22 protein-coding genes and 2 pseudogenes are annotated in these 24,326 nt (G+C 61.0%); 18 read left to right on the top strand and 6 right to left on the bottom strand.

Annotated features, from left to right (window positions below; all coding sequences use genetic code 11):
• Positions 1–227: 227 nt before the first annotated feature.
• From DNK06_RS14550 to DNK06_RS25530, 3 genes are all read right to left on the bottom strand, one after another.
• Positions 228–1,814: an ABC-F family ATPase gene (locus DNK06_RS14550; RefSeq protein ID WP_131180702.1), complete on the bottom strand. Its 1,587-nt coding sequence runs from the start codon at positions 1,812–1,814 to the stop codon at positions 228–230.
• Between the two features lie 20 nt (positions 1,815–1,834).
• Positions 1,835–2,098, bottom strand: coding sequence for a site-specific integrase (locus DNK06_RS25535; protein ID WP_423228061.1), 264 nt, complete (start codon positions 2,096–2,098; stop codon positions 1,835–1,837).
• Between the two features lie 160 nt (positions 2,099–2,258).
• The gene (locus DNK06_RS25530; protein WP_423228060.1) at positions 2,259–2,645 is read right to left on the bottom strand and encodes a hypothetical protein; all 387 of its coding nucleotides are present in this window, start codon (positions 2,643–2,645) and stop codon (positions 2,259–2,261) included.
• A 19-nt stretch (positions 2,646–2,664) separates the two neighbouring features.
• On the opposite strand from DNK06_RS25530, the pseudogene DNK06_RS14540 reads away from it, so the two are divergent.
• Together DNK06_RS14540 and DNK06_RS14535 are read left to right on the top strand one after the other, a co-directional pair.
• Positions 2,665–2,943, top strand: a pseudogene (locus tag DNK06_RS14540) (hypothetical protein); the annotation flags it as partial.
• A gap of 34 nt (positions 2,944–2,977) precedes the next feature.
• Positions 2,978–3,615 (top strand): annotated as a pseudogene (locus tag DNK06_RS14535) (recombination protein NinG).
• A gap of 97 nt (positions 3,616–3,712) precedes the next feature.
• Here the strand turns inward: DNK06_RS14535 and DNK06_RS14530 are convergent.
• On the bottom strand, positions 3,713–3,853 hold the full coding sequence (locus DNK06_RS14530) for a YHYH domain-containing protein (RefSeq protein ID WP_131180701.1): 141 nt from the start codon (positions 3,851–3,853) through the stop codon (positions 3,713–3,715).
• Between the two features lie 203 nt (positions 3,854–4,056).
• On the opposite strand from DNK06_RS14530, the gene DNK06_RS14525 reads away from it, so the two are divergent.
• The gene (locus DNK06_RS14525; protein ID WP_165493630.1) at positions 4,057–4,998 is read left to right on the top strand and encodes a toll/interleukin-1 receptor domain-containing protein; all 942 of its coding nucleotides are present in this window, start codon (positions 4,057–4,059) and stop codon (positions 4,996–4,998) included.
• Positions 4,999–5,226: 228 nt separating this feature from the next.
• Here the strand turns inward: DNK06_RS14525 and DNK06_RS14520 are convergent, their stop codons facing one another.
• Complete coding sequence (locus DNK06_RS14520; protein ID WP_131180699.1) at positions 5,227–5,646, bottom strand: VOC family protein; 420 nt, start codon at positions 5,644–5,646, stop codon at positions 5,227–5,229.
• 51 nt (positions 5,647–5,697) lie between these two features.
• Positions 5,698–5,886 (bottom strand): hypothetical protein, encoded by a 189-nt coding sequence (locus DNK06_RS14515; RefSeq protein WP_131180698.1) that lies wholly within the window; start codon positions 5,884–5,886, stop codon positions 5,698–5,700.
• Between the two features lie 653 nt (positions 5,887–6,539).
• On the opposite strand from DNK06_RS14515, the gene DNK06_RS14510 reads away from it, so the two are divergent.
• From DNK06_RS14510 to DNK06_RS14440, 15 genes are all read left to right on the top strand, one after another.
• On the top strand, positions 6,540–7,268 hold the full coding sequence (locus tag DNK06_RS14510; protein ID WP_131180697.1) for a GntR family transcriptional regulator: 729 nt from the start codon (positions 6,540–6,542) through the stop codon (positions 7,266–7,268).
• Entirely contained in the window at positions 7,265–8,026 is a 762-nt protein-coding gene (locus DNK06_RS14505) for an ABC transporter ATP-binding protein (RefSeq protein WP_131180696.1), read from the top strand. The genes DNK06_RS14510 and DNK06_RS14505 overlap by 4 nt, the downstream gene beginning before the upstream one ends.
• A gap of 1 nt (position 8,027) precedes the next feature.
• Positions 8,028–8,792, top strand: a complete 765-nt coding sequence (locus DNK06_RS14500) for an ABC transporter permease (RefSeq protein WP_131180695.1) — start codon at positions 8,028–8,030, stop codon at positions 8,790–8,792.
• A 26-nt stretch (positions 8,793–8,818) separates the two neighbouring features.
• On the top strand, positions 8,819–9,802 hold the full coding sequence (locus DNK06_RS14495) for an ABC transporter substrate-binding protein (protein ID WP_131180694.1): 984 nt from the start codon (positions 8,819–8,821) through the stop codon (positions 9,800–9,802).
• A gap of 17 nt (positions 9,803–9,819) precedes the next feature.
• Positions 9,820–10,836 carry a zinc-binding dehydrogenase gene (locus DNK06_RS14490; RefSeq protein WP_131180693.1) on the top strand — a complete coding sequence of 339 codons (1,017 nt, stop codon included), beginning with the start codon at positions 9,820–9,822 and terminating at the stop codon, positions 10,834–10,836.
• A 174-nt stretch (positions 10,837–11,010) separates the two neighbouring features.
• Positions 11,011–11,433, top strand: a complete 423-nt coding sequence (locus tag DNK06_RS14485; protein WP_131180692.1) for a PaaI family thioesterase — start codon at positions 11,011–11,013, stop codon at positions 11,431–11,433.
• Positions 11,434–11,437: 4 nt separating this feature from the next.
• Entirely contained in the window at positions 11,438–12,226 is a 789-nt protein-coding gene (locus DNK06_RS14480; protein ID WP_131180691.1) for a VOC family protein, read from the top strand.
• Positions 12,223–13,758 carry a class I adenylate-forming enzyme family protein gene (locus DNK06_RS14475; protein WP_131180690.1) on the top strand — a complete coding sequence of 512 codons (1,536 nt, stop codon included), beginning with the start codon at positions 12,223–12,225 and terminating at the stop codon, positions 13,756–13,758. Before DNK06_RS14480 ends, DNK06_RS14475 begins: the two co-directional genes overlap by 4 nt.
• Before the next feature lie 27 nt (positions 13,759–13,785).
• The gene (locus tag DNK06_RS14470; RefSeq protein WP_131180689.1) at positions 13,786–14,850 is read left to right on the top strand and encodes an ABC transporter substrate-binding protein; all 1,065 of its coding nucleotides are present in this window, start codon (positions 13,786–13,788) and stop codon (positions 14,848–14,850) included.
• A complete protein-coding gene (locus DNK06_RS14465) occupies positions 14,847–16,154 on the top strand; it encodes an acyl-CoA thioesterase/bile acid-CoA:amino acid N-acyltransferase family protein (protein ID WP_131180688.1) in 1,308 nt (435 codons plus the stop codon). Before DNK06_RS14470 ends, DNK06_RS14465 begins: the two co-directional genes overlap by 4 nt.
• On the top strand, positions 16,151–16,909 hold the full coding sequence (locus tag DNK06_RS14460; RefSeq protein WP_131180687.1) for an ABC transporter ATP-binding protein: 759 nt from the start codon (positions 16,151–16,153) through the stop codon (positions 16,907–16,909). The genes DNK06_RS14465 and DNK06_RS14460 overlap by 4 nt, the downstream gene beginning before the upstream one ends.
• Positions 16,902–17,678: an ABC transporter permease gene (locus DNK06_RS14455; protein WP_131180686.1), complete on the top strand. Its 777-nt coding sequence runs from the start codon at positions 16,902–16,904 to the stop codon at positions 17,676–17,678. Before DNK06_RS14460 ends, DNK06_RS14455 begins: the two co-directional genes overlap by 8 nt.
• A gap of 11 nt (positions 17,679–17,689) precedes the next feature.
• Entirely contained in the window at positions 17,690–19,312 is a 1,623-nt protein-coding gene (locus DNK06_RS14450) for a gamma-glutamyltransferase family protein (RefSeq protein ID WP_207389990.1), read from the top strand.
• A gap of 335 nt (positions 19,313–19,647) precedes the next feature.
• Positions 19,648–21,672: a TonB-dependent receptor family protein gene (locus DNK06_RS14445; protein ID WP_242674668.1), complete on the top strand. Its 2,025-nt coding sequence runs from the start codon at positions 19,648–19,650 to the stop codon at positions 21,670–21,672.
• A gap of 514 nt (positions 21,673–22,186) precedes the next feature.
• A complete protein-coding gene (locus DNK06_RS14440; RefSeq protein WP_131180684.1) occupies positions 22,187–24,247 on the top strand; it encodes a TonB-dependent receptor family protein in 2,061 nt (686 codons plus the stop codon).
• Positions 24,248–24,326 lie beyond the last annotated feature (79 nt).

Raw genomic sequence — 24,326 nt, 5'->3', positions numbered from 1 at the left:
CGAGCTCAAACAATGGTGGCCCGGAGCACCTGATGCTCCCTTGCTGAGGCCTGATACATAGATGCAACCGGGTTTCTCTGTTCAAAGCGGGTTGACAGGTAAAGGCGAGTCCATACATAGGATGGGTCGAGGAGCGAAGCGACGATACCCATCAACGACCCATCTACACGAAAAAGCCCCGTCATCCGAAGGATGACGGGGCTTCTTTTTTGTCTCGGCTCAAGCGGTCAGACGATGATGCCCTGGCTGCGCAGGTAGTCGTCGTAGGTGCCGCTGAAGTCGGTGACGCCATTGTCCGACAGCTCGATGATGCGCGTGGCCAGGGAGCCGACGAACTCACGGTCATGGCTGACGAAGATCAGCGTGCCCGGGTAGTTCTCCAGCGCCAGGTTGAGCGCTTCGATGGATTCCATGTCCAGGTGGTTGGTCGGTTCGTCCATCACCAGCACGTTGGGCTTCTGCAGGATCAACTTGCCGAACAGCATGCGACCCTGCTCACCACCGGAGATCACCTTGACCGACTTGAGGATCTCATCGTTGGAGAACAGCATGCGCCCCAGGGTGCCACGGATGACCTGTTCGCCTTGCGTCCACTGGCCCATCCAGTCGAACAGGGTCACGTCGTCTTCGAAGTCGTGGGCGTGATCCTGGGCGTAATAGCCGACCTCGGCGCTTTCCGTCCATTTCACCGCACCAGCGTCCGGGGTCAGTTCACCGACCAGGGTGCGCAGCAGGGTGGTCTTGCCGATGCCGTTGGGGCCGATGATCGCGACGCGCTCGCCGGCTTCGACGGTGAAGCTGAAGTTCTTGAACAGCGGTTTGCCATCGAAGCCCTTGGACATCTGCTCGATGGTCACGGCCTGGCGATGCAGCTTCTTGGTCTGCTCGAAGCGGATGAATGGGCTGACCCGGCTCGACGGCTTGACCTCGGCCAGCTGGATCTTGTCGATCTGCTTGGCACGGCTGGTGGCCTGCTTGGCTTTCGAGGCGTTGGCCGAGAAGCGGCTGACGAAGCTCTGCAGCTCGGAAATCTGCGCCTTCTTCTTGGCGTTGTCCGACAGCAGTTGCTCGCGCGACTGGGTCGCAGCGGTCATGTATTCGTCGTAGTTGCCCGGGAACAGGCGCAGCTCGCCGTAATCCAGATCCGCCATGTGGGTGCAGACCGCGTTCAGGAAGTGACGGTCGTGGGAAATGATGATCATGGTGCTGTTACGCGCCGTCAGAATCGTTTCCAGCCAGCGGATGGTGTTGATATCCAGGTGGTTGGTCGGTTCGTCGAGCAGCAGCACGTCCGGATCGGAGAACAATGCCTGAGCCAGCAGCACGCGCAGCTTCCAGCCGGGGGCGACTTCGCTCATCGGGCCGAAATGCTGTTCCAGCGGGATGCCCAGACCGAGCAACAGCTCGCCGGCACGGGATTCGGCGGTGTAGCCGTCCATCTCGGCGAACTCACCTTCGAGCTCACCGACCTTCATGCCATCCTCTTCGCTCATTTCCGGCAGCGAATAGATACGATCGCGCTCGGCCTTGACCTTCCACAGCTCCTCGTGACCCATGATCACGGTGTCGATCACGTTGAATTCTTCGTAGGCGAACTGATCCTGGCGCAGCTTGCCGAGACGCACGTTCGGCTCGAGCATGACCTGGCCGCCGGAGGGCTCGAGATCGCCACCGAGGATTTTCATGAACGTCGACTTGCCGCAGCCATTGGCGCCGATCAGGCCGTAGCGGTTGCCGTTGTTGAACTTAACGGACACGTTCTCGAACAGCGGCTTGGCACCGAACTGCATCGTGATATTTGCTGTGGAAATCAAAGTGCTTACCTATCAATGACTTAGCTGCGCTGGATTTTGGGCGATACCAATTTCGAGCTTTCTAGCTCGCCCCAGTCCGATTTGGAGTTGATCCAGCGCGCATATGTGGAGAGCAGCATCTGCACGGAATGGCCGAGCTGCTGGGCAATAAAGGCGGGGTTCAAGCCTGACATTAGGCATATTGTGGCATAGGTGTGGCGGCAGTTATATGGCCGCCTGTAGCGGATACCCAACTCTGACAGTGTTGGACGCCACTTGTGATGGATATCCGAAGTCTGCTTCACGTGCTCCTGGCCTTTCGAAAGTGGGAAAACATAGGGGTGGATTTGATTCTGCCGATCCCGAGCAGGCGCCGATCGGCATACCCCTTTGCAAACCAAAGAGCCTTCAGGGCGCGCTGATTGAGCAGTACAAAACGATCTGTGCCGGTCTTCGTTCGTTCCTCTATCTCGCCAAGGGCAACCGTGCGGCGAATATGCATCTGCCGCCGCCCCAGTTGATGTCCTCCCAGCGTAAGGCTAATGCCTCAGAAATACGGAGGCCGGTGAACATCAGGAACTCAAACAGCGTCGCGTAGATCAGCTCGGGCCAATGATCGTTCTGGTAGAGGCGGTCGATTATCTGTTCTGCCTCCGCGAGGGAGAATAGATCAACCTCTCGACGGGTGCGCCGCGGCTTTTCCAAGGGAGCAGCAGGATCCTTCTGCATCAAGCCATCCGCTACAACTGATCGAGTGATAGATGCCAGCCTCACCTTGGCGTTGCGCTTCACGCCGGGTGACGTCCATTCCGTGCCAGCGATGATTCGGCGTAGGAAGGTGGTTGTGATCATGTCCACTCTGGTCTGAGCCACCAGCCTAACCGCGATGTACCATGACAAGAAGTACGTGATGGTGAGCCTTCGTCCGGGCAAAGACCGCACGCTCGATCAGAACGCCCTGTGGTTCGCCATGTACCAACGCATCGCCGAGATGACGAACATGGGCGACGTGGAAGACGCGCGCCGGTACTGCAAGCTTCACGTAGGCGTGCCGATCATGCGCAAAGCTGACGCCGGCTTCCGCGAGGGCTGGAACCAGGTGTTCCTGCACCTCGACTACGAAACCAAGCTTGAACTGATGGGGCCCTGCCGGAAAGGGCGTGTTCGATGACCTGCTGGGGGGCATGAAGCGCACAGAACTGAGGCGTACCGTCCCGCTCAAGGCCAGCGGCATCCAGCCCCGTGAGCGTCGAAAGAAGCGCTGCAAGGCCTGCCAGGTGATGTTCACTCCAGTACGCAACTTCCAGGCTGTCTGCGGCAAAATCGCCTGTGCACCCGCCGTGGTGCCAGATAACCGGGAGAGGGCGTGCAAGGCCCTGGCTGATCTCGAACGCCAGGAGACGCGCACAGCTCGGAAGCGAATCAAGAGCCGAGGTGACAACCTCCGCGAGGCACAGGCTGCTTTCAACGCTTGGATACGTCGGCGAGACGCCGACCTGCCGTGTATCAGTTGCGGCCGGCACCACCAGGGGCAATACCACGCCGGTCACTACAGGACGGTGGGCGCCAATCCCGAGCTGCGCTTTGAGTCTCTCAACGTCTGGAAGCAGGCGCGCCCTGCAACAACCACAACTCCGGCGACATCGTGAACTACCGAATCAGCCTGGTGCAGCGCATCGGCGCCGAGAAGGTGGAGTGGCTAGAGGGGCCGCATGAGCCAAAGCGCTACACAATCGAGAATCTAGAGGGGATCAAAGCCCACTACCGGGCATTGCTCCGCGAGCTACAGGCTGCACGCAATCCCCTGAGCGAGGGTGCGTAGTGGGCGCAGTTCGCAGTAACCCACGTGCGCACCTGTCGAGGCAGTGAAGGCTGCGAAGCAGTAAGGGAATGCCCGGCCTCGCAGCCGAGCGGCTCTGTCACTTACGGTTATGGCAGTGGTATTCGCCAGTAGAGTGATTGGTGTGACAGCCTTTGGAGTCGGTGCCGCCGCTGTGTGCGTGGGCAGCCGAGGCCGAGAAAAGGAGTACAAGTGCGGCCGTGATGGCAGACAGTTTCATCGAGCAGTTCCTTCTGATATATGAAGCGCTCTTTTCGCATGATGGCGATGTGCCGTCAATGGGCCTGATGCTAAAGAAATGGAGGTGGTGCACAGCAGCGGAAGAAGATGGATTTCCCGCTTAACATCCAAAAAGGATGACGGGTTGTTCTGCGATACGGCTATATGCCACTATCAAGGTCACCCCAGTACAAGGATGAATTTATGGTCGCGCCAAAGGTGTTTGTAAGTCATGCAAGTGAGGATAAAGACCGTTTTGTAATTGAATTTGCAAAACGGCTTAGAGCAAACGGAGTGGATGCTTGGGTCGACAAATGGGAAATTCAGGTTGGGGATAGCCTTGTTGAGCGGATATTCCAGGAGGGGCTTAAAGAGAGTAGGGCTGTAATTATTGTTCTCTCCAAGTTCAGCGTTGTAAAACCGTGGGTGCGTGAAGAGCTAGATGCTGCCGTGGTGAACAAGATCAATAAGCAAGCCCGAATTATTCCGGTCGTGCTTGATGATTGCGAAGTGCCGCAGGTGTTACAGGCGACCAAGTGGGTAAGTTGCAAAAATCTCGAAAATTATGATGATGCATTTAACGAGATCGTTGCCACCATATTCGGCGCCTCGGAGAAACCAGCTTTAGGGAGCCCGCCACCATACGTAGCTTCTTTTGGCGTTGGCGTAGGTGGGCACAACAACGTGGATAGCCTTGTCATAAAGCTGGCTTGCGAGGCCGCGCTGAACTCGGGCACTCCGATTGTTGGTGAAGCGGCATTTAAGGAAGGCGGTGAGTTCGTATTGCCCTTGCAGCAACTGAAGGATTCTATTGAGTACTTAACGGAACACGGCACAATTGAGTGGAGCAGAGATCTTTCGGGAAGCTTGCATGGTGTTTCAATATCCCAGGCTGGATTTGAGCTCTACGCTCGTCAACATGTACCTGACTATGCAGGGCTTGCCCGAAAGGCTATCTCCTTAATAGTCAATGAGGAAGTAGCCAGCAACGTCGAGCTTCAGGGGAAACTGGGTATTAAGCGGTTTCTGGTGGATCACATTCTAAGAACGCTGAAGAGCAGTGGAAAGCTACAGGTAACATGGTTTCTCGGAGGGCAGTGCAGCATTGATCATGTGTCTGCCTCTCTCAGGCGATCCCTGGACTAACAAAAAGCCCCGCATCGCGGGGCTTCTTCTATCCAAAGTGGCGCGCCACCATGGCGATCATGACTGCCAGCGTGTGAACCCCAGGTATCCGACTCAGTTCTCACTGAGCCAGCCGTGTGCAGGCTTTTTCCGTCTGCAGAAAATCCAATACCCGAATCTCAGCAGAGAAAGTCAGCGTCACGATCACCGGCTGATCTGGATCTGCCGCATCTTGATGTGGATCGATGGTTACTTTTCAGGTCGCACGGGTTCATCAGGATTGGTGCAGAAAAGTGCCACCTTGTTGCCATCTGGATCTCGAAGATAGCCGACAAAGAAGTTCGGGCTGTAGGCCTCGCGAAAACCGGGTGAGCCTTCATTCACTCCCCCATGGCGCACGCCCTCTGCATGGAGGTCGCGTACCTCGTCCTGTATCTGCGTTCTGAACGCGACCATGCTGCCGTTGCCGACCGTTGCCGGCTTTCCGTCATAAGGGGTGGTCACGTGAAACGCCCCTGGGCCATTCTCGCGATCCTCAGTGCCAGGAAGCGAGTAACACAACTGACTTTCCCATCGCTCCACTTCGTATCCCAGTGGAACCAGGAGCGCGTTGTAAAAGATCTCTGCGGCGCGTAGGTCGTTGGTGCCTATCATGGTGTAGCTCAGCATGGCGTGCATCTCCAACGGTTTTGGTTTCAGGCCGGGCTCTGGATAGGGTGCTTAAAGCGATTCCAGCACCTCGGCCTCGGTCAACAGGCGTTCTCTGATCTGATTCAGCACACGATAAACAGCATCACGATCTTCATGTGAGAAGCCCTCAGTAGAGAGGACTACGGCGTCCGGTGGTGCACTATTGATCAGCTCCGCTACGTATCTGCTCGCGAACGCTTGAAGCTTTGGCTTTTCCATGAGACATCCCCAGCCCGCCCAAGAAATATCAATAGTAGTACAACCTAAACTACTGACTAAGCCCACCTCGTGCGGGCTTTTGATGCCTGGAGCAAAGGCACGTCCACAGTCCGAGGCCGATTACCAGGCCACGAACCGACTGCAGCAGGAACGGATCGGCAGCGATTCCTGTGCTACGGCCACGAGTGTGATCGATAAGGAGCTGGGGTTATGAGGCTGGTTTTGATGAGGTGCTGTTTGCGCTGGCAGGGTGAACTGGTCAGCCGGCTACAGGGCCGGGGCCACGCATAGTGCGCACAGGATCGCCGGATCAATCGGTATCGCAAGGGTATGCCTGCTACCGCTGCCCCGGCTGGCAAGAAATGGTGCTCGAATTCGAGATTTATCCTCACCTTGGAGCGCCACTATCCAGCGTTTCTGGAACCGTGGAAAACAGGTGTCGATTGCCATTCAAAGGCCCGGCCTGCGGTGCTAAGCGCCTCGATTTTTATGCATTAAAGTTTTCTTGAGCAGCTCAGTCTATTCTTTCGGTTTATATGTTTAGCGGAATTAATTCGTTCGAAAATTGAATGTTCTGGTCTAGCTTAGCGGCCATCTGTAGGCATCACAGGCGAGTTCTGTGAGCTGCTCACTGTTTCCGTTAAGGCTGCCGAATGTCACTCACCATCGCTTCCGCCGATCATCCACTCGACTGCGCCAACCAGGGTGACTCCGCCTACGCTCGCATCCGTCGCGACATTCTGTCGTGCCGCCTGACGCCCGGTGCACTGATCACCGAGCCGGGGCTCATGGAACTGTACGAGATTGGCAAAAGCAGCTGCCGGATCGCACTGACGCGTCTTTCCCACGAGGGCTTCGTCAGGTCTCTGCCGCGCAAGGGTTATCAGATCGCGCCGATCACCGTTAAGGATGTCGAGGAAGTGTTCACCCTGCGTATGCAGCTCGAGCCGTTGGCGGCGCGCCTGGCGGTAGGGCGCGTGGATATCGAGCGACTGCGGGTGCTGGAGGCGGCTTGCCGGGTTCGGCATCCGGTTTCGCTGCCGGATCAGATCGATGTGTTCATGGACGCCAACAAGGCGTTTCACCTGGAGATCGCTCAGGCTGCCGGCAACGAGCGTCTGCTGCGTACGTTGTCCGGCCTGATGGACGAGATGACGCGTCTGGTGGCGCTGGGCTTCAACGTCCAGGGCACCAAGCCCGAGATCAAGCACGACCACAACGCCATGATCGCCGCTTTCGAAGAAGGCGATGGCAAGCGCGCCGAGCTGATCGCCCGTCGGCATATCGAAACCTTCCAGGCGATGACCCTGGAAAAGGTCTATGCCAGCCTCAGCGAAGCCGGTGCATCGTTGCCCCTGCTGGCGGCGAGGTTCTCGCGATGAATGCGGCACTCGGCCAGGGGCTCGCGGTATCGGCGATCACCTTGCAGGGCATCGGCAAGCGCTTCGGCAGGCTTGAGGTACTGCGCGATATTTCCTTCGAGGTGGGGCAGGGTGAAGTGGTCGCCCTGCTGGGCACCTCGGGCTGTGGCAAGAGCACGTTGCTGAACATCGTTTCCGGGCTGCTCGCTCAGGATCAGGGCCAGTTGCGTGTGTTCGGCGAAGCCTCGGCAGTTTTCACCGACTGGCGGCGTATCGCCTACATGTTCCAGGAAGATCGCCTGTTGCCGTGGCGCAGCGTCCAGGCCAACGTCGCCTTCGGCCTGGAGGCGAGTGGCATCGGCAAGGCCGAGCGTGCCCAGCGAGTTGCCGAAGCGCTGCGTCTCGTGGGCCTCGAGGCCTTCGCGAAATCCTGGCCGCATCAGTTGTCCGGCGGGATGCGCAGTCGCGTCGCTTTGGCACGCAGCCTGGTGGTCAAGCCCCAGGTGCTGCTGATGGACGAGCCGTTTTCCAAGCTCGACCCGCACACCCGCAGTCAGATGCACGATGAGCTGCTGCGTCTGCAGGCACTCACCGGCATGACGGTGCTGTTCGTTACCCATGATGTGGAAGAGGCCGTGGTATTGGCCGATCGTGTCGTGGTGCTGGAACCGCGCCCTGGTCGCATCCGCGCCATCCACTCGATGCTGCTGCCGCGCCCGCGGGTGCCAACCGAGCCTGCCGTCAGCGAGCAGGTTCGTTGCCTGCGCCTGGAGGTCTGACATGGATACCGCCAGGCGCTTTTCCAGTCTCGCCCTGCAACGCTTCGCGCTGATCGCCGTGGTCGGCCTGCTCTGGTGGTACGCCGCAGGCCGCCTGCCGTCGTTCGTGTTGCCCGGGCCGGAAAAAGTCCTCGTCGCACTGAGTAACCTGGTGCAGAGCGAAACCTTCGTGCATGACCTGACGGCCACCCTCGGCCGGGTGCTCAGCGGCTTCGCGCTCGCCACGCTGGTAGGAACGCCGCTGGGCCTGGCACTTGGCAGCAGCCCCGTGCTGGCGCGCTTCTTCGAACCGGTGCTGTCGGTGTTCAACACCGTGTCGTCAGCGATCTGGGCGATCTTCGCGATCATCTGGTTCGGCATCTCCGACGCGACCACAGTATTCGTGGTGTTCATGACCGCCATGCCGCTGATCCTCACCAACGTCTGGCAGGGCGCGAAGACGGTGGAGCGGCAATACGTGGAGCTGGCGCGCTCGTTTCGTCTGTCGCGGCTGCAGATCCTGCTGAAGATTTCCCTGCCGAGCATCCTGCCGCACTTCTTTTCCGGTGCCCGCCTGGCGTTCGGCTTCGGCTGGCGGGTATCGCTGGTGGCCGAGACCCTGGGCGCTTCCGATGGCATCGGTTATCGCCTGCGCCAGGCCGCGGATCTGGTGCAGAGCGACCAGGTGTTCGCCTGGACCGTGCTGCTGGTCGCCCTGATGTTGGCGCTCGAGGCGGGTGTGCTCAAGCCCCTCGAACGCTGGCTGTTTCGTTGGAAAACCCCCTAGCTACTTCATTTATCAAGGATCGTCCTATGCGTAAGTTGATTGCCGTCGCTGCTCTGGCCGCGACCGCGGTGCTGCCTTTTGCTGCCCATTCGGCGGACAAGGTTCGCATCGGTTACTGGACCAGCGGTGTGAGCCTGGGCTACGGCTCGGTGCTCGAATCCAAGGATTTTCTCGCCAAACGCGGTATCGAGGCCGAGTTCGTGCACTTCCCCGATGTCAATGCGCCGATCCGTGCGCTGGCGGCCGGCTCCATCGATCTGGCGTTCGGGGCGCCGCTGGCCGGGGTGTTCTCGACGTCGGCCGAAGGTGTGCCGATCCGCATTTTTGCGGCTACCCAGCCGGCCGACGTGCAGTTCGTGGTGCCTGCCGACTCGCCAATCACCTCACTGGCCGAGCTCAAGGGCAAGAAGATCGGCATGTCGCCGGCAGGCTCTTCGGTGGCGGTGATCGCCGGCGCGGTGCTGGCTGGCAACCATGGCATCAAGACCAATGACTTCTCCCTGGTCGGCGGTAACGAGTCGCGTCTGGCGCAGTTCCTGGCGCAGAAGCAGGTGGATGGTGCGGCCCTGCGCTCGGTCACCATCGCCCAGCTCGAAGACGAGCTGAAGGTCAAGCGCCTGGGCAGCTTCGCCGAGGAATGGAAGACCCTCACGCACTCCGATGCGGTGCCGTACATCGGCGTCGGCACGGTCAGCGCCAAGCTGGTCGACGACAAGCCGGAGGTTGTCGCGCGCGTCATCGCCGGCCTGCGCGACACGCTCGCCTGGGGCAAGGCGAACCCGGATGAAGTCGTCCGCATCCTGCAGAAGAGCGCCAACCTGCCAGAGAAGGATGCCCGCGTGTACGTCGGCCAGTGGGATGCCATGAACCGCATCACCTTCGAGCCGGCAGACATCGAAACCCTGCGTCGCCAGCACCAGGTGTTCGTCGACGGCGGCCTGATCAAGGGCGAGCTCAAGGACGACCTGTTCGCCACCGAACCCTACACCCAAGCCAAACAAATCAAGTAATCACGGAGACAACGACTGTGAGCAAGACCATGAAAGCCCTGGTGCTCGACGAACACGGCGACCTCGACCAGTTGCGCGTCGTCACCGACAAGCCGATACCGGCAGTGGGCAGCGGACACGTGGTAATTCGCGTTGGCGCATCGTCCTTCAATTACCACGATGTATTCACGGTGAAGGGCATGCCCGGCATCAAGGTGCCGTTGCCGGTGGTCATCGGCCTCGATCTGGCCGGCACCATCAGCGAGCTGGGCGAGGGCGTCGAAGGCTGGAAAGTCGGTGACCGCGTGCTGATCAACCCGCTCAAGCCCGATGTCGGTCTGATGGGCGAGATGGTCGATGGCGGCATGGCCGAGTACGCCCTGGTCGATGCGCGGCAACTGATCCGCCTGCCCGATGCAGTGAGTTTCGAACAGGCGGCGGCGTTGCCGGTGGCCTACGGTACCGCCCACCGCATGCTGATCACCCACAACACCGTGAAGGCGGGGGATCGTGTGCTGATCCTCGGTGCCAGCGGCGGCGTGGGCACCGCGTGCGTGATCCTTGCCAAATTGCTGGGCGCCGAGGTGATCGCCTGTGCGGGTAGCGACGAGAAGGGCGAGCGCCTCAAGGCGCTGGGGGCCGATCACGTCATCAACTACCGTGATACCGACTTCTCCAAGTGGGCTATCGGCCAATACGGCAAACCGCAGCGCCGCAACTACGAAGGCGGTGTGGATGTGGTGATCAACTTCACCGGCGGCGACACCTGGCTGCCATCGCTCAAGTGCATCAAGCGCGGCGGCACGCTGCTGGTGTGCGGCGCCACCGCCGGCCACGACCCCAAGGAAGACCTGCGCTACGTATGGAGCTTCGAGCTCAACATCAAGGGTTCGAACAGCTTCTACGAAGACAACCTGGCCGGTCTGCTCGACCTGATCGCCGAGGGCAGGATCGACCCGATCATCGACCGCGTGCTGCCCCTCGAACAAGCCGCTGAAGGCCTGGCGCTGATACGTGACCGTGAAGTGCTGGGCAAAGTGGTCGTTACGCCTTGAGGGCGTCCCGTAGCCTGGATTAGCCGCAGGCGTAATCCGGGTTGGGCCGTCATGCAATCGCTGGCACGGCGGGAACATGCGGCGGATTACGCTTCGCTAATCCGCCCTACGACTGCGCGGCCCGACCGGGCCGGTGGTCGCAACTTTTTCGAAACACTCGACAGGATTGATCTCATGACCGAAACGACACTACCGAACGCCACCGATATCCAGGCCAAGCTGCTCAAGGGCCCTTATCACCAATGGCTGGGCCTGCAAGTCCAGGCGGTGAGCGAAGGCAGCATCGAGCTCAGCGCGAAATGGCGCGAAGAGTGGGTGGTGAATATCGAGGGTGGTTACACCCATGGCGGGATACTCGCGGCACTGGTCGACCTGACGGCGGACTGGGCGCTGGTATCCAAGACTGGCAAAGGCGTGCCGACCATCGACCTGCGGGTCGATTACCACCGGCCCGCCAAGGGCGACCTGCGCGCCAAGGGCACCGTCATCAAGTTCGGCAAGCAATTCTCAGTGGCCGAAGCACAGGTCTTCGATGGCGAGGGCAACCTGGTCGCCAGCGGCCGCGGCGTCTACTCCACGCCCGCACCGAAGGTGTGATCCCATGAGTGCGGCACTGGATCACCTGGTCATCAACGCGCGCTTCGATCTCGACGCAGCGGCAGGCATCTTCGCGGGCCTGGGTTTCACACTGACGCCCCGTGGTCATCACTCACTCGGCTCGATCAACAACCTGATCATGTTCGATGAGGGCTACCTGGAACTGATCGGGCTGCCCGTAGGGGGCGAACGTCTGCGCCAGGAAATCCTCGACAGCCCCCTCGGTATCGACGGCCTGGTTCTGGCCAGTGACGACCCCCGCAGCACCCATGCGGCGCTGGTGCAGGCGGGCTTTCTGGTTCAGCCGGTGCAGCACTTCTCCAGGCCGGTCGAGATCGATGGCGCTTCTCAGGAAGCGCGCTTCTGCACCGTCCGGCTGGTACCGGGCCAGTTCGCCGCTGGCCGCGTGTATTTCTGCCATCACCAGACACCGGAACTGGTCTGGCGGCCCGAGTGGCTGGGCCACGCCAACGGCATCCACAGTATCGAGCGGTTGACGGTGCTCAGCGAGCAACCCGAACAGACACGCCAGGCGTTCGAGCGTTTGGGGCGCTTCGACGGACGTTTCAGCGTCGAGGTCATCGATAAGGCAGCGTGGCGTACCAGGGATGTGCAGATCGAAGAGGAAGAGCCCGGGCGCCCCGAGCGCTTTGTGTCGATCGGTCTGCGTGGTGGCGATCCGGCGGATCTGGCACGCCGCGCCGCGAGTCTCGGCTTGCCCCATCGGCAGGAGGACGACCGGGTCGTCATCGCCATTGCGCAGTTCGCCACCGTGCTGGAGTGCCTGGCATGAATGCGCAGATCGCCAATCTCGGCAGTGTGATCGGCCCCGACAGCCCTCGCGAGCGGCTGGCGTTCATCGGCCTCGACAGCCAGTTGAACGAGTCGCGCTGCACTTACGGCGAGCTGGACGAGCTGGCCAATGGCATTGCCCGTGCGCTGCTGATCCAGGGCTTCGCTCAGGGAGCGCGCATTGCGCTGCTGGCCTTCAACTCGGTGGCGTCCATCGCTGCCGTGCTTGGCATCATGCGCGCCGGGCTGGTGGCGGTGCCGGTCAATCACCGATTCCCGAAGGCGCTGATCGACTACGTGATCGCCGACAGTGGCGCGCGCCTGCTGTTCTGCGATGCGGCCCATCGAGAGGCGGCACCGGACATGCCTCGCGTGTCACTGGAGCCCGATGACCTGAATGCTTTCGCCGAGCGAGGAGCTTTCGAAGCCTTCCAGCCACTGGCCGACGAGCCGGCGATGATGCTCTACACCTCGGGCTCCACCGGCAGGCCCAAGGGCGTGGTGCTCAGCCACCGTGCCCATCTGTGGATCGTGCGCACCCGTCTGCAGGCCACCCCGCTGGCCGATGAGCGTGCGTTGATCGCGGCGCCGCTGTACCACATGAATGCCCTGGCCCTGGCGCTGCTATCCCTGGCCAGCGGTGCCACCGCGGTGCTGCTGCCGCAGTTCAGTGCCAGCGCCTATATCGAGGCGATACAGCGCTACCGCTGCACCTGGCTGACCGCCGTGCCGCCGATGATCGCTATGATGCTGCGCGAGCAGGCCTTGCTGGAGCGAGCCGATCTGTCTTCCGTGCGGGTGGTGCGCATGGGCTCGGCACCGGTGAGTGCGAGCCTGCTCGAGCAGATCCACCGGCTGTTGCCGAATGCGCGGATCATCAATGCCTACGGCACCACCGAAGGCGGCCCGGTGGTGTTCGGCCCTCATCCGCAGGGGCTGCCCAGCCCGGCGTTGTCGGTTGGCCATGCCCACCCCGATGTCAGGCTGCGTTTGCGCGATGAAGCGGGGGAGCTGGCGGATGAGGGTGTGCTCGAGCTGAAAAGCCCCGGGCTGATGTCCGGTTACCACAACCGCCCTGATCTGGCCGCGCCGTTCACGGCGGACGGTTTCTACGTGACGGGGGACGTGTTTCGTCGCGATGCCGAGGGTTTCCATACCTTCGTTGGCCGCCGCGACGACATGTTCGTCAGTGGCGGCGAGAACATCTATCCCGGCGAAGTGGAAAAGCTCCTCGAGTGTCACCCCGCGGTGCAGCAGGCCTGCGTGGTGCCGGTCGAAGACGAGATCAAAGGGTTCAAACCCATGGCCTTCGTCGTGCGCCGCGCAGGAAGCCGGGTGAGCGAGGCCGAGATCAAGGCCTTCGCCCTGGAGCATGCGCCGGCTTATCAGCATCCGCGACGGGTGTGGTTCGTCGACACCTTGCCGCTTGCCTCCACCCACAAGATCGACCGCAAGGCCTTGCTCGACGAGGCCCGGCGAAACCTCCAGGACAGTGGCCGGATCACCGGAGCGCCGGAGCACCGAACCGTCTGACTTTCAACCTACCTAGGATCTGTTTCCATGCGCTTCGCTATTCGCTCATTGCTGCCTCTGACGCTGGTCTGCGCCAGCCATGCCCATGCCCTCGACGAGGTCACCGTCGCGCTCGCCATTCCAGCGGCCGTCCACGACGGCGCGCCTTACGCTGCCGCCCAGGAACTGGGCCTGTTCAAGGAACAGGGGCTGAGCGTCGACACCGTGGTCTTCCAGGGGGCAGGCGCCTTGCTGCCGCAGGTCGCCAGCAAGCGGGTGACCTTTGGCTTCCCGGTCGCCGAACCGGTGCTCTCCAGCCATTTCAACAAGAACCCGCTGCCGCTGCGCTACTTCTACAACGGCGTTCCCAGCCAGACCCTGGAATATCAGGTGCTCGCCGATTCGCCGATCAAAACCCTGGCCGATCTCAAGGGCAAGAAGATCGGTGTCGGCGCCTTGACCTGGGGCACCTTGCCCAACAGTCGCGCAGCACTGCGCGTTGCCGGGCTGGAGCCTGGCAAGAACGTCGAATTCGTCGCCGTCGGTGCGCTCGGCGCGGGCTTTCAGGCGCTGCGCAGCGGCCAGGTGGATGCGCTCAACTTCAACAACAGCTGGGGCGACATGCTGGAGCTTTCCGGTACGTCGACCCGGCGCATCCAGTACCCCGAGGTGTTTCAGGAAAACCCAGGCAACGGCTTCATCGCTCACCAGGACACCTTCAAGGACAACCCGGATCTGATTCGCCGCTTCGGCCGCGCCTATACCGAGGCACAGTTCGTTTGCGAGGTGAACCCGGCGTTCTGCGTCCAGGCCTTCTGGCGTCAGCATCCGGAAAGCAAACCCGCCGATGCCCAGGGCAAGGGCCTCGAAGACGCCAAGACGCTGCTCAGCCGCCGCCTGCAGCGCACCCTGTATTTCCCGGACGGCAGCCCGCGCGTGCCGGGGCAGTATGATCTGGATGCGATTCGCGGCGCCGTGAAGGCCATGGCCGAGGCTGGCGAGTTCCCCAGCGCCGAAGTGCCGGTGGAGGAGGTGTTCTCCAACGAGTTCGTGCCCGCATTCAACGATTTCGACCGCGACGCGCTGCGCCAGCGGGCGGAGGCGGCGAAATGATCCCGGTGTTCGAAATCGACATCGTCGATGGGCTGATCGACCAGCCCCGGCGAGTCCAGGTACTTGGCCTGAGCCCGGGGGTGACGCGCCTGACGGCAACCCTGGAACACCCCGATGGCAGCCTTTGGCAGAGCGAGGCCAGCTTCGAAATCGCTGCCGAGGGAGCGCTGGATGTCGATGAAAAAGTGCCGCTGAGCGGCGACTGGAGCGAGCTGGAGGCGCTGGCGCCGGTGTGGGCGCTGCGCCAGTCGAGGGCGCCAGACAGGCCGCAAGTCAGCGAGGGACTGGAGCCCTTGTCGATTCAGTTGCAGGTACGGGATGCCGCGGGTGGCAGCGCCTCGGCGACACTCACCCAGCGTTTTCTCGCCCCCGGAGTGACCCGTCGTGAAGTCCGTGAGCAGGGACTCTCCGCGACCTTGTTCTGTCCTGCTGGCGCCGGCCCCCATCCGTTGGTGATCGTGCTCAACGGCTCGGGTGGCGGTACCCCTGAGCAACGCGCGGCACTGTATGCCGCCCATGGTTATGCGGCACTCGCACTGGCCTTCTTCAAGGCGCAGGGGCGGCCCGAGTATATTTCCGACACGCCGCTGGAGTACTTCGAGCAGGCCCTGCTCTGGGCGCAGCGCGAGGTGCAACCGCGACATGGCTTCATCGCCGTCGCCGGGCTATCCCGCGGCGGTGAGCTGGCGTTGCTGCTGGGGGCGACCTTTCCCGAGTTGGTGTCCGTGGTGATCGGCTACGTACCCAGCGCGGTGATCCACGGTACCTTGCGCGCGGGGCGTCCCGAGCAGCCGCGCGATGCCGATGCCTGGACATGGCGTGGCCAGCCCCTTTGCAATGTCTGGAGGGACAACCCCGCGGCCGACTGGCGTGCTTTCGACCAGCCACCTGAACCCGGTGCCGCGATTCGCCAGGCAGCCGCTTTCGTGACGGTGGAAGCGCATGCGGCCAGTGTCGCGGCGGCACGCATCCCGGTGGAGCGTATCCAGGGGCCCGTTCTGCTCATCTCGGGAACCGACGATGGCTTCTGGCCGTCCAGCGACTACAGCGAGCGTATCCAGAGCGAACTTCAGGCGTCAGGGCATGCCTGGCCGGTAACCCATGCGCGCAACGAAGGGGCGGGGCACGCCATCGGTTTTCCGTTCGTGCCCACCACGCAGATCGCCAGGATTCACCCGGTCGCCGGCGTGCTGATCAGCGGCGGTGGCACGCCGGCCGCCAATGCCCGCGCCAACCGCAAGAGCTGGCAGGCCGTGCTGAAATTTCTGGCCGATGCGCTGAGTGCACGAGAGGCTCAGCCATGAGTATGGCGTTGACCCTGCAGGGCGTCGGGCTGACCTATCAGACCCGACGCGGAGAGATCCAGGCTCTGGACGACGTGGACATGAGCATCGGCGATGGCGAGTTCGTCGCGGTGCTCGGCCCCTCGGGCTGTGGCAAATCCACCATCCTCAAACTGGCGGCAGGCCTGCTCGACGCCAGCTCGGGGCGGGTGGCGGTCGCCGGGCGGATGATCGACGGGCCAGGCCGACATACCGGTGTGGTATTCCAGAAGCCCAATCTGCTGCCCTGGAAAACCGTGTTGAACAACGTGCTGCTGCCGGCACGCACCCTGGGTCTGCCCATAGACGAAGCCCGCCGGCGGGCAATGGCACTGCTCGAACTGGTGGGCCTCGGCCCGTTCGCCAACGACTACCCGTTCGAACTGTCCGGCGGCATGCAGCAGCGTGTCGGTATCGCCCGCATGTTGTTGCACGATCCGCAACTGCTGCTGATGGACGAGCCGTTCGCCGCCCTCGATGCCCTGTCACGGGAGGCGCTGACCCTGGAGCTGCAACACATCTGGAGCCAGCAGCGCAAATCGGTGCTGTTCATCACTCACAGCATTCAGGAAGCGGTGTTTCTGGCGGATCGGGTGCTGGTCATGTCGCCGCGCCCCGGCCGTATCATCGACGAGGTGGCGGTCACCTTGCCGCGTCCGCGCACTCTGGAAACCCTGGTCGACCCCGCATTCACTGCGCTCTGCCAACACCTGCGAAGGCACTTCACCCATGCGTAGATTGCTTCCCGTGCTCTATCCGCTGACCAGCCTGGCGGTGCTGATCCTGATCTGGGATCTGTCCGTGCGCCTGCTCGGCATTCCCGACTATCTGCTGCCGGCTCCCCTGACGGTCTATCAGGCGCTGGCGGGCGGTTTTGCCGATGGCAGCCTGTGGCCGCATATCGCCGTCACGGTGGGGGAAACCCTGAGCGGGTACGTCATCGGCTGCCTGCTGGCGATCGTGCTGGGTGCATTGCTGGCCGAGTCGGAAACCTTCGAGCGCTTCGTCTATCCCTTGCTGATCGGCCTGCAGGCCACGCCCAAGGTCGCGCTGGGGCCGATCATTCTGGTCTGGTTCGGCTTCGGCATGGCCTCGAAGATCGTGCTGGTGGCGCTGGTCTGCTTCTTCCCGCTGTTCGTCAATACGGTGAACGGCATTCGGCGTACCGATCCCGAGTTGCTCGACGCCTGCCGTTCGTTTTCGGCATCGCGGCTCTACCTGTTGATCCATGTGAAGTTTCCCGCAGCGGCGGGCGAGGTGTTCGCCGGCTTGCAGATCGGCGTATCGCTGGCGCTGATCGGCGCGGTGGTCGGCGAGTTCCTCTCCGCTCAGCGTGGGCTTGGTTATCTGATCGCGTCCAGTTCGGTGAGCATGAGTCTGTCGACCATGTTCGCAGGTGTCATCCTGCTGGCGCTGATCGGTCTGTGCGGTGCGCAGACCGTGCGCTGGCTGCAACGCCGCGTGATCTTCTGGGAACCGGGCGCCGTTCGACCCCGTAAACACTGATGGAGAACCCGATGTCCTTTGACTGGCACAACCCTTATCCGTCGATCCGCATTCCGCTGTTCGCACGCAACGTGGTATCGACCTCGCACCCCCTCGCGGCCCAGGCGGGTCTGCGTCTGCTGCTGGCGGGCGGCAATGCGGTGGATGCGGCAATCGCTGCGGCGGCGATGCTCACCGTGGTCGAGCCGGTATCCTGCGGCCTCGGCAGCGACGCCTTCGCCATGGTCTGGGACGGCCAGTCGCTGCATGGCTTGAATGCCTCGGGCACGGCGCCTGCGGCCTGGACGCCGGAGTATTTCCGCCAGCACCATGGCGAGGATGGCAAGGGCCACGCGAAGCGTCCCGTACGTGGTTGGGACTCGATAACGATACCGGGCGCAGTGGCCGGCTGGGCGGCGCTGCACGAGCGCTTCGGCAAGCGACCGTTCGCCGATGTGCTGGCGCCGGCTGCCGAGGTGGCCGAGCGGGGTATCACCATCGCCCCCATCGTCGCCCACAAATGGGCGGCGGCCGTCCCGGAACTGCATGACCAGCCTGGCTTCGCCGAGGCCTTCATGCCCGCTGGCCGGGCGCCGCAGACCGGGGAGAAGTTCGTCTTCGCCGATGCCGCGCGCACCCTGCGCCTGTTGGGCGAGCAGGGCGCGCGCGCGTTCTACGAGGGCGAGATCGGCGAGGCCATCATCGCCCATGCGCGCGCCACCGGTGGCAATCTGAGCGCGGCGGACTTGCGCGACTACCGCCCGGAATGGGTGACGCCTATTTCCCAGCGTTACCGCGGTCACGATGTGCATGAGATACCACCCAACGGCCAGGGCATCGCGGCCCTGATCGCCCTGGGCATTCTCGAACACTTCGACCTGGCATCCCTGCCGGTCGACTCGGCGGCCTCCCAGCACCTGCAGATCGAAGCCATGAAGCTGGCCTTCGCCGACGTCTACCGCTACGTTGCCGACCCGCGCAGCATGGAGGTCACTCCGCAGCAGATGCTCGACCCGACCTACCTCGCGCAGCGCGCCAAGGCCATCGACCCGCGCAAGGCGAGCCATCCCGGCTTCGGGTTACCCAAGTCGGGCGGTACCGTCTACCTCAGCGTCGCCGACGAGAACGGCATGATGGTGTCCTTCATCCAGTCCAACTACATGGGCTTCGGTTCGGGCGTCGTGGTGCCGGGCTACGGCGTCAGCCTGCAGAACCGTGGCGCCGGTTTTTCCAGCGACCCGGCCTCGGCCAACGTGGTGGCGCCCGGCAAGCGGCCGTTCCACACCATCATCCCGGCGTTCCTCACCCGCGACGGCATGGCGCAGATGAGCTTCGGCGTGATGGGGGGCGACATGCAACCCCAGGGTCACGTACAGACCCTGGTGCGCATGCTCGATTACGGCCAGCAACCCCAGGCCGCCTGCGATGCGCCGCGCTGGAAGGTCAACCGGGATTTCTCGGTGGATCTGGAAGCCAGCATGAACGCCGACGCCGTGAGCGGCCTCGAGGCCCTCGGCAACCGCCTGAAGTCCGTGGAGGATCCTTATATGGATTTCGGCTCCGGGCAGTTCATCTGGCGGCTGTCGGATGACCCGGATCACGGCTACGTCGCAGCCAGCGACAGTCGCCGGGATGGGCAGGCGGTGGGATTTTGATAAACGAAGTACCGGACAGCGACCATGTACCGAAATACCACTCCAGGTCGCGCTTCGTCGTCTCAGCCCATCGGGCTGGGATGTCGTTGACGGGACACCATTTCAGCAAAGTGGCCGCCCGGTATTTTTCTGACTGTTGACGAATTAAAGTAATCGATTGTTTTAAAAGGAATTAATAGCTGGCACAGACACTGCTATGGACGTTGGTATCGCTATCGATACCACGAAGTTCATGACGGGAGTGAAAGCAGATGCCGGCAAAGGGAGAGAACCGTATATCACTGATGGGCGTGGCTGGCGCAGGAGCGCTGGTTGCCTGTCTGGGGACGACATCCATGGCGCATGCCCAGTCAACGGCAGGCGCCACTGATCAGCGTCTCGGTACTGTGGTCGTCAGTGGTGAGAAAAAGACCGAGGCGCAGCTAGCGCAGGATCGCGTCGAGGAGGTGGCAGGTGCTGCTGCCGTCATCGATAACAAGCAGGTCGAGCGTGGCCGTGCCTCCAATGCCGAGGATGTACTCGCACTGCAGCCCGGGGTATTCGCCCAGGCAACCAGCGGCACCTCCGCCAACAAGATCTCCATCCGCGGTTCGGGCTTGAATACCTTCTATCAGGGCTATTCCCTAGGCATCAAATACCTCTATGACGGCATGCCGATCACCGGCCCCGGTGGTACTCAGGAGGATCTGCTGAACATGGCGGCGGTGAATTACACCGAGGTGCTGTATGGCGCCAATGCCTTTTCCTACACGGCTCTGGCCTTGGGCGGTGCGATCAATTTCGTGACTCACAGCGGTTACTCCGCACCGGGTAACTATGCGCGTTTCGAGGTGGGCAGTTTCGGCTACCGCAAGCAGCAGTTGAGCACTGGCGGTGTTGTGGGTGACAGCGATTACTACGTGTCGATCCTGCACAACGAACGTGACGGCTTCCAGGACAATACGCCCAATGAAGGCAAGGATTTCATCGGCAACTTTGGCCACCGATTCAACGACAAGCTCGATACCCGGTTGATCGCCCGCTACCGTGAAGAAGACCTGATCAATGGCGGAACATTGACCAAAGCCCAATTGCTGGACAACCCCAAGCAGAACACTGTGCCCGCCGGGCGCAAGAAAGACGGTACGACCCTGTTGATCAGCAAGACCAACTACCGTTTCGATGATGATTCGGTGCTCGAGGTAGGGCTGGGATACAACGACTATCCACTGCATAACGGCTGGCGCTATTCGGCCACGCCGCAAGACTGGCGTTCCACGGATACCAGCGTGAGCCTGCGTTATCTACGCCAGGGTGATGTGCTGTTCGGCAAACCGAGTGACACCACGTTGAGCTTCAGCCATACCCGTCTCGATGGCGATGTGAAAGCCTACAATCGCAACGATGGCTCGTTGCGTCAGTACACCGAGTACAGCGGCTCGCGGGATACCGTTTTCGCCATCGGCAACGAACTGCAGCTCGATGAGCGCTTCTGGTTGTCGAGCGGTATTTCCTTCATCGAAATCGACCGTGACGTCAGCATCGAATACACCACGCTGACCAACACAACCGAATTTCCAAGCAGTGTCAGCTATCAGGACTGGGATGTAGCGCCACGGCTCGGGTTCCGTTATCAGGTGCACCCCGACGTACAGCTGTTCGGTAACGTCAGCCGCTCCATCGACCCACCCGTAACCTGGTACTACGGCAGCACCGGTAACGCCTACGTACGACCCCTACAGCCCCAGGAAGGCACCACCCTCGAACTCGGGGTGCGTGGTAGCGCCGGTATCTTCGATGGCAGCCTGACGCTGTATCGCAGTTGGATCGACAAGGAGCTGTTGTCGGTGGTCGTCATACCTGCCACCAGTACCGCAGATGCGGTCGTTGCCAACGCCAACGCCAGCAAGACCATTCACCAGGGTATCGAAGCCGGGTTGAACACTTTGCTCTGGGAGGGCAGTTCGGGCAATACGCTCAGCTTGCGTCAGGCTTATACCTTCAATGATTTCTTCTACAAAGACGACGATGTGTTTGGCGACAACCAGTTGCCGAGCTTACCCATGCATGTCTACCAGGCCGAGTTGCAGTATCAACACACCAGCGGCTTTTACGCCCAGCTGAATGTGCGTTCGGCTTCCAATTACTATGTGGATTATGCGAACACCCTGAAAGCACCTTCCTACACCTTATGGGGGGCGAAGGTAGGCTACGAAGCACCCAGTGAGCGGTGGAGCGTGTTTCTCGATGCGCGCAACTTGACTGACGAAAAGTACGCCACAACGACAAACACGGCTTACAACCTCAATGGCAATGACTCGGCAAACTTCTATCCGGGAGATGGCTTTGGCGTTACCACAGGGGTGGCGTTCCGTTTTTAGCCTGCCTCTATCCCGCGCTTGACCATCGCACGGCGTCTTCTCAGGCGCCGTTTCGCATGAGTATTTCCAGTCAATGGTTTTTGTTGCCCGACTTCTTCGCTTCGGCGGATCAGTGCACAGGTTAGGGAATGATTTAAGCATTGTTAATTCTTGAACTATCAGTCGCCGTTATAACGATATTCCCACGCCTATCGTCGCTTATGTTTTTAAGACTTATCGATAGTTCATTGTTCGCTGTATGTGGCGAAACAGCAGATCAGCAGAAAACATTAAGTGATACATGAATCTGTTTTATTGAATTCCTAATCCGCTGAATCTATTGAGTTTTCTGTTTTGGAACGGCCTTTGCTTGGAGAGTATTGAGGTGCGGAAATTAAAATAAATAAAGCGCCGAGGAATTCAATCAGACATAGGAGTGGTATCGGTGCATTGGTCAACGTTTGAGGGGAGCAAATCCAATTTTCCCAGCCGTGTCAGGCCGCTGTGCAGAGCGGTGAGCTTGGGTGGATTGGTTATGTGTGCAAGTCAGATTGCCTTGGCCAACGAGCCTCAATCGGTAGCAGATGCCCGGCTGGGAACTGTCGTCGTGAGTGGGGCCAAGAAGACCGAGGCTCAACAAGCAGAGGACAAACTGAAGGAAATACCCGGATCGGTAAGTGTTGTGGATAACAAGGAGGTTGAGCGTGGCCGTGCGGCAACTCTGGAAGATGTACTCGCCTTCCAGCCAGGGGTAATAGCTCAAGCTGCTGGTGGCAACGATGCGATCAAGATCTCGATCCGCGGTTCGGGCGCCAATGCTTCGCCCGGTTACTTCCGCGAGGGGGTCAAGTTCCTGTTCGATGGCCTGGCTCTGACCGGTCCAGGTGGTACGCCTTACGAATTGCTGGAAACGTCTGGAGTCAGCCACACCGAAGTGCTACGCGGCGCCAATGCGTTCGACTACACGGCGCTTTCGCTGGGTGGCGCAATCAACATGATCACCCACACTGGCTACACCTCGCCGGGCAACTACGCTCGCTTCGAAGCGGGCAGCTTCGGCTGGCGCAAGCAGCAACTGAGCACCGGCGGCGTGGAAGGCAACGCCGACTATTACGTCAGCCTGCACAACTCCGAACGCGACGGTTACCAGGACTACACCTTCACCAAGGCCAAGGGCGTGGTATCCAATTTCGGTTACCGCTTCAACTCCAAGCTCGATACCCGGCTGATCATCCGCTACCGCGAGCAGTATCACGAGAACGCCGGCACTCTGACGCGTGCGCAGTTGAAGGATGATTCCTCGCAACCCAACCTGACCACCGTGGCGCAACGTGGTGACTCGACCAAGAACGGTTCGATCTGGGTTGGCAGCAAGACCACCTATAACTTCGATGATGACTCTCAGCTGGAGCTGGGGCTGGTTTACCACAACTACAAACAGATCCTCGGCAAAAAAAGCCCAGTGATTCCGAATCACTGGGAGTGGCGTGACATCAATACATCGCTGCGCTATCTGCGCAGTGATGAGCTGTTCGGCCACCAGAGCAAAACCACGCTCAGTTTCAGTAATACCCTGCATGATCGGGCCGAGGTCAGCACCTATGACGGCACCACCCGTGAGCTGCTGAAGGACACCAACTACAGTGGTTCCTTCGATACGGTGTTCTCGCTAGGCAACGACCTGGAACTGACCGAACGCCTGTGGCTGAGCAGTGGACTGGCACTGGTCAACATCCGCCGCGATGTGGATGTGGACTTTTCCGACCGGCCCAACACCAGCCCGTACTCTCAGCACTACAAATACGACAACTGGAGCCTGGCGCCACGTCTGGGCCTGCGCTATGACCTGACGCCTGAGATCCAGCTGTTCACAAATGTCAGTCGCTCTATCGATCCGCCCAGTGCTTGGTCTATTTCACCGTCCGGGCCGACCAGCAACTTCGCGAAAACGCTCGTGGAGCAGAAGGCCAACACTTTCGAGGTGGGTATTCGTGGTTCGCACGGCATATTCTCCGGCAGCTTGGCGCTATACCGCTCGTGGATTCACGACGAATTGCTCAACGTCGAGATCATTCCGGCAACTCCGACCACCCCGGCGGTGACGTCCACTTCCAACGCCAGCCGCACCATCCATCAAGGTGTCGAAGCCGGGTTGGATACGGAGCTCTGGCAAGGCACACGTGGCGACAGTCTCCTGCTGCGCCAGTCCTACACACTCAACGACTTCTACTACCGAGACGATGAGGAGTTCAACGCCAACGAGCTGCCTGGCCTGCCCAAGCACATCTACCAGGCGGAACTGAAGTATCAACACCCGAGCGGCTTTTACGGTGGCGTCGACGTGCGTGCGGCATCGAGCACGGCGGTGGACTACGCCAACTCGTTCTACGCCCCGTCCTACACCGTGTGGGGCGCCAAGTTCGGCTACGAAGACCCGAGCCAGCGCTGGCAGGTTTTCCTTGATCTCAGAAATCTCACCGACGAGAGCTACGCCACCACGATCAGCCCGATCTACAACGCCCGTGGCAATGATGCGGCAGCGCTTTACGTAGGGGATGGTTTTGGCGCCTTCACCGGCGTGGCCTTCCGTTTCTGACCCTCTGGCGACGGAGCTCAGCCCCGTCGCCGTTCACCGGTATTTTCAGGAAAGCGTGTCATGCAACGAAATGAAAGCG

Source organism: Phytopseudomonas daroniae (assembly GCF_004327285.1).
Classification (GTDB): Bacteria; Pseudomonadota; Gammaproteobacteria; order Pseudomonadales; family Pseudomonadaceae; genus Aquipseudomonas; species Aquipseudomonas daroniae.
This window is presented reverse-complemented; position numbering and strand designations above follow the sequence as displayed.